1 protein-coding gene and 1 pseudogene are annotated in these 5,202 nt (G+C 71.7%); both read left to right on the forward strand.

The window, feature by feature from the left end:
• The coding region (locus tag GUY60_RS33975; protein ID WP_187370196.1) for a beta-ketoacyl reductase at positions 1–889 on the forward strand (889 nt) is incomplete at its 5' end.
• Positions 890–1,021: 132 nt separating this feature from the next.
• A pseudogene (locus tag GUY60_RS33980) lies at positions 1,022–5,202 on the forward strand (type I polyketide synthase); the annotation flags it as partial.

A 5,202-nucleotide genomic window follows, 5' to 3' on the forward strand; every position in this document is an offset into this window, starting at 1 on the left:
CGCCAACACCTTCCTCGACACCCTCGCCCACCACCGCCACACACAGAACCAACCCGCCACCTCACTCGCCTGGGGCCTCTGGAACCAGACCAGCACCATCAGCAACCAACTCCACGACACCGACCTGCGCCGCCTCGCCCGCCTGGGGCTTCAGCCGTTGGACACCGCCGAGGCACTCGACCTGTTCGACGCGGCGTTGGAGACCGATGAGGCGGTTCTGGCCGTCACTCGGCTCGACACCGGCGCGCTGCGCAGGCAGGGCGACGCGGTGCTGCCGATCCTGCGCGGCCTGGTGCCGTCGGTGCCGCGACGGGCGAGCGCGGCGACGGGCGACGGGTCGGCCGGCGGCGGTCCGGCGCTGGCCCAGCGGCTCGCCATGCTCTCCGAGACCGAGCGGGGGCGTGCGCTGACGGACCTTGTCCGTACGCAGGTGGCGACCGTGCTCGGGCACGGCGACAGCACCACCATCGACGCCGACCGCGCCTTCCAGGAGCTCGGCTTCGACTCCCTCACCGCCGTCGAACTCCGCAACCAGCTCAACCAGGCAACCGGCCTCAAACTCCCCACCACCCTCGTCTTCGACCACCCCAACCCCACCGCACTCGCCACGTATCTGCGGCAGCAGATCAGCGTGGAGGAGGCGTCGGCCGCAGATCCCGTGCTTGCCGAGCTGGGGCGGTTGGAGGCCGCGGTCAGGGACGCGTCGGCGGACGCGGAGGCGTACGACCTGATCACCACCCGGCTGCGGGACCTGCTCGACGTCGCCGAGACGGCGAGCGGCGCCAGGCAGGCCGCCGAGGGCGCTGACGCCGCGGACGACGACCTGGACGACGACCTGGACGACGCGAGCGACGAGGAGCTGTTCGCCCTGATCAACGGGCTCGACTGACGGGCGGCTTCGGGTCCGTCCGGTACGGCGCGGCGTCGCGTCCGGCCGGGCGGCTCCGCCGCGCCCACCCATCACCTCTTTTCATCACTGGCCACACCATGTCGGGGAGCTGAGCACACCGTGGCGAACGAGCAGGAACTCCGGGACTACCTCAAGAAGGCCATCGCGGACGCGCGGGACGCCCGCAAGAAGTTGCGGGAGGTGCAGGACAAGGCGCAGGAGCCGATCGCGATCGTCGGCATGGCCTGCCGCTACCCGGGCGGAGTGTCATCGCCCGAGGACCTGTGGCGACTTGTCGCGGACGGCGTGGACGCGGTCAGCGACTTCCCCGTGAACCGCGGCTGGGACCTGGAGCGGCTGTACGACACGGACCCGGACGCGCCCGGTACGTCGTACACCCGCGAGGGCGGGTTCCTGCACGACGCGGACCGGTTCGACCCGGAGTTCTTCGGGATGTCGCCGCGCGAAGCGCTCGCGGTGGACCCGCAGCAGCGGCTGCTCCTGGAGACCACGTGGGAGACGTTCGAGCGGGCCGGGCTCGACCCGGCGGAGCTGCGCGGCAGCCGCACGGGCGTGTTCACGGGGCTCATGTACAACGACTACGGCTCCCGCCCCCATCTGCCCGCCGACGGCAACGAGGGGTATCTGTTCAGCGGCAGCGCGGGCAGCATCGCCTCGGGCCGGCTCGCGTACACCTTCGGCCTGGAGGGGCCGACCGTGACGGTGGACACGGCGTGCTCCTCGTCCCTGGTCGCGCTGCACATGGCGGCGAACGCACTGCGCTCCGGCGAGTGCGACCTCGCCCTCGCGGGCGGCGCGGCGGTGATGTCCACTCCGGGCGCGTTCATCGAGTTCTCGCGGCTGCGCGGCCTGGCGCCGGACGGCCGCTGCAAGTCGTTCTCGCAGGACGCGGACGGTACGGGGTGGGCCGAGGGTGTGGGTCTGCTCCTGGTCGAGCGACTTTCGGACGCGCGGCGCAACGGGCACAACGTCCTTGCGGTGGTGCGGGGTTCGGCCGTCAACCAGGACGGCGCGTCCAACGGCCTCACCGCCCCGAACGGCCCCTCCCAGGAACGGGTCATCCGCCAGGCCCTGGCCTCGGCGAACCTGACGACCGCCGACGTCGACGCCGTCGAGGCCCACGGCACCGGCACGACCCTCGGTGACCCCATCGAGGCGCAGGCGCTGCTCGCCACGTACGGGAAAGACCGCCCGGCCGAACAGCCGCTCTACCTCGGGTCGTTGAAGTCCAACATCGGCCACGCGCAGGCGGCGGCGGGCGTCGGCGGCATCATCAAGATGGTCCAGGCCCTGCACCACGGCGTACTCCCCCGGACCCTGCACGTCGACGAGCCGTCCCGCCATGTCGACTGGGCGGACGGCGGCCTCGAACTGCTGACGGAGGCCCGCCCCTGGGAGGCGGACGGTCGGCCGCGCCGCGCGGGTGTGTCGTCGTTCGGCTTCGGCGGGACGAACGCGCACGTGATCATTGAGGAGGCGTCGGCGGAGGAGGCGGCCCCGGAGTCGTCTGCCGAGCCTGCCGGTTCCGAGCCCACTGGTTCCGATCCGGCCGGGCAGGGCTCCGCTCGTACGTTGCCGGTGCTGCCGTACGTGCTCTCCGCCAAGTCGCCCCAGGCGCTCGCCGCGCAGGCGGAACGCCTCCTGACCCACCTCGACGAGCACCCGGGCGCACCCGTACTCGACACGGCGTACAGCCTCGCCACCCAGCGCGCGCCGTTCGACCACCGCGCCACGATCACCGTCACGGACGACGACCCGGCCGCTCTGCGGGACGCCCTACGCGCCCTCGCCGACGGCACCTCGCACCCCGCCCTCTCCACCGGCACCAGAAAGAGCGGCAAGACCGCGTTCCTGTTCACCGGCCAGGGCTCCCAACGCCTCGGCATGGGACGGGATTTGTACGACACCTACCCCGTCTTCGCCGAAGCCTTCGACGCCGTACTCGACGCCCTCGACGCACATCTGAACCGGTCGCTGCGCGACATCATCTGGGGCACCGATGCAGACCTGCTGAACCGCACCGAACACACCCAACCCGCCCTCTTCGCCCTCGAAGTCGCCCTCTACCGACTCATCGAATCCTGGGGCATCACCCCCGACTACCTCACCGGACACTCCATCGGCGAACTCACCGCCGCCCACCTCGCAGGCGTCCTCACACTCCAAGACGCCGCAACCCTCGTCACCACCCGAGCCCACCTCATGCAAACCGCCCCCCACGGCGGCACCATGACCGCCATCCAAGCCACCGAGGAAGAGGTCACCCCGCACCTCACCGACGGCGTCTCGCTCGCCGCCATCAATCGTCCCGACTCAGTCGTCGTGTCCGGTGACGAGGGTGAAGTGCGGATGATCGAGGCGGAGTTCGAGAAGCAGGGCCGGAAGGTCAAGCGGCTCACCGTGTCGCACGCGTTCCACTCCCCCCACATGGACCCGGTCCTCGACACCTTCCGCGCGCGGGCCGCCATGCTGGCGTACGGGCGACCGGCGGTGCCGATCGTGTCGACGTACACCGGTGCCCTGGCCACGGAGGAGCAGCTCGGCTCCGCCGACTACTGGACCGACCAGCTCCGGGGCACCGTCCGCTTCGCCGACGCCGTCCGCGCGCTCGACGCCGAGGGCGTGACGACGTACATCGAGATCGGGCCCGACGCCACGCTGACGGCTCTCGTGCCGGGCAGCACCACGCGTACGGACGCGCCCGTCGCCGTGTCCCTGCTCCGTCCCCGGCACGCCGAGGCCGACGCCACCACCCGCGCCCTGGCCGCACTCCACAACCACGGCACCCGCATCGACTGGAACGCCTACTTCGACGGCACCCAGGCCCAGCCCGCTCCCCTGCCCACGTACGCCTTCCAGCACGAGCGGTACTGGCTGGACGCCGTCGACGCGCCGGCAGACGCGGCCGGGCTCGGGCTCACCGCCGTGGGGCACCCCATCCTGGGCGCCTCGGTGGGGATGGCGGACCGGGACGAGTACCTGTTCACGAGCCGGATCTCGCTGCGCACGCACCCGTGGCTGGCCGAGCACGTCGTGGCCGGTACGACGCTGCTTCCCGGCACCGGTTTCGTGGAGCTGGCGGTACGGGCGGGCGAGCAGCTCGGCGCCGGACACGTCGAGGAACTGACCCTGGCCGCGCCGCTGGTACTGCCCGCAGACGGCGGCGTGCAGGTACAGCTGGTCGTGGGCGCGGCGGACGACGCCGGGCTGCGGAGCCTGAGCGTGTACTCACGCGTCGACAGCGGTACGGACGACGGCGACACCCGCCCGTGGACGCTGAACGCCGACGGTGTGCTGGCGCCCGCCGAGCCCGCCGCGCCTGCCGGTGACGCCCTGATGGTGTGGCCTCCGGCGGGGGCCACGGAGCTCGAACTCGGCGGCCTCTACGCGGAGTTGGCGGATCAGGAGTACACGTATGGCCCTGCGTTTCAGGGGTTGCGCCGCGTGTGGCGGGGGCCGGTCGAGGGCGAGGTGTTCGCCGAGGTCGCGCTGCCCGAGTCGCAGCGGGGCGAGGCCGGACGGTTCCTGCTCCACCCCGCGCTGCTCGACGCGGCCCTGCATCCGCTGCTCCCGGGTGTCCTGGGCGAGGACCGCCCCGCGCTGCTTCCGTTCTCCTGGTCAGGAGTGACCGTCCACGCCGTGGGCGCCGCGCAGTTGCGTGTACGTCTGCGGCTCGACGGCGCCGAGTCCGCCGCGTTGACGGTGGCGGACGGGACGGGCGCGCCGGTCGCGACGGTCGAGTCGCTGCTGCTGCGTCCACTGTCGAAGGAGGCACTGCGACAGGCCCGATCCACCACGCGGGAGGGGTTGTTCAGTACGGCTTGGGTTCCTGTGCCGGCTCCTGTGCCGGTTCCCGTCGGGGGCGCCACGGAGTACGTGGCACTCGGTTCAGTACCTGCCGACGGGCCGATACCCGACGTCCTGCACCTCGACATTCCCGCACCCACCGGCCCTGTCGACGACACCGATGTGCCGGATGCCGTACGCGAGGTTCTGCACTCCACCCTGGCCACTGTGCAGGGCTGGCTCACCGACGAGCGTTACGCCCACTCGACCCTCGTCGTCACCACGCACCGGGCCATCGCCACCCAGCCCGATGAGCCCGTCAACCTCACCCACTCCGCGCTCTGGGGCCTCCTGCGCACCGCACAGACCGAGAACCCCGACCGCATCACCCTCATCGACACCGACGACGACAGCCCGCTCCCCACCGCACTCCACACCACCGGCGAACCCCAACTCGCCATACGGAACAACCAACTTCACGCCCCCCGCCTCACCCCCACCAACAC

The organism is Streptomyces boluensis (genome assembly GCF_009908195.1).
Lineage (GTDB): Bacteria > Actinomycetota > Actinomycetes > Streptomycetales > Streptomycetaceae > Streptomyces > Streptomyces boluensis.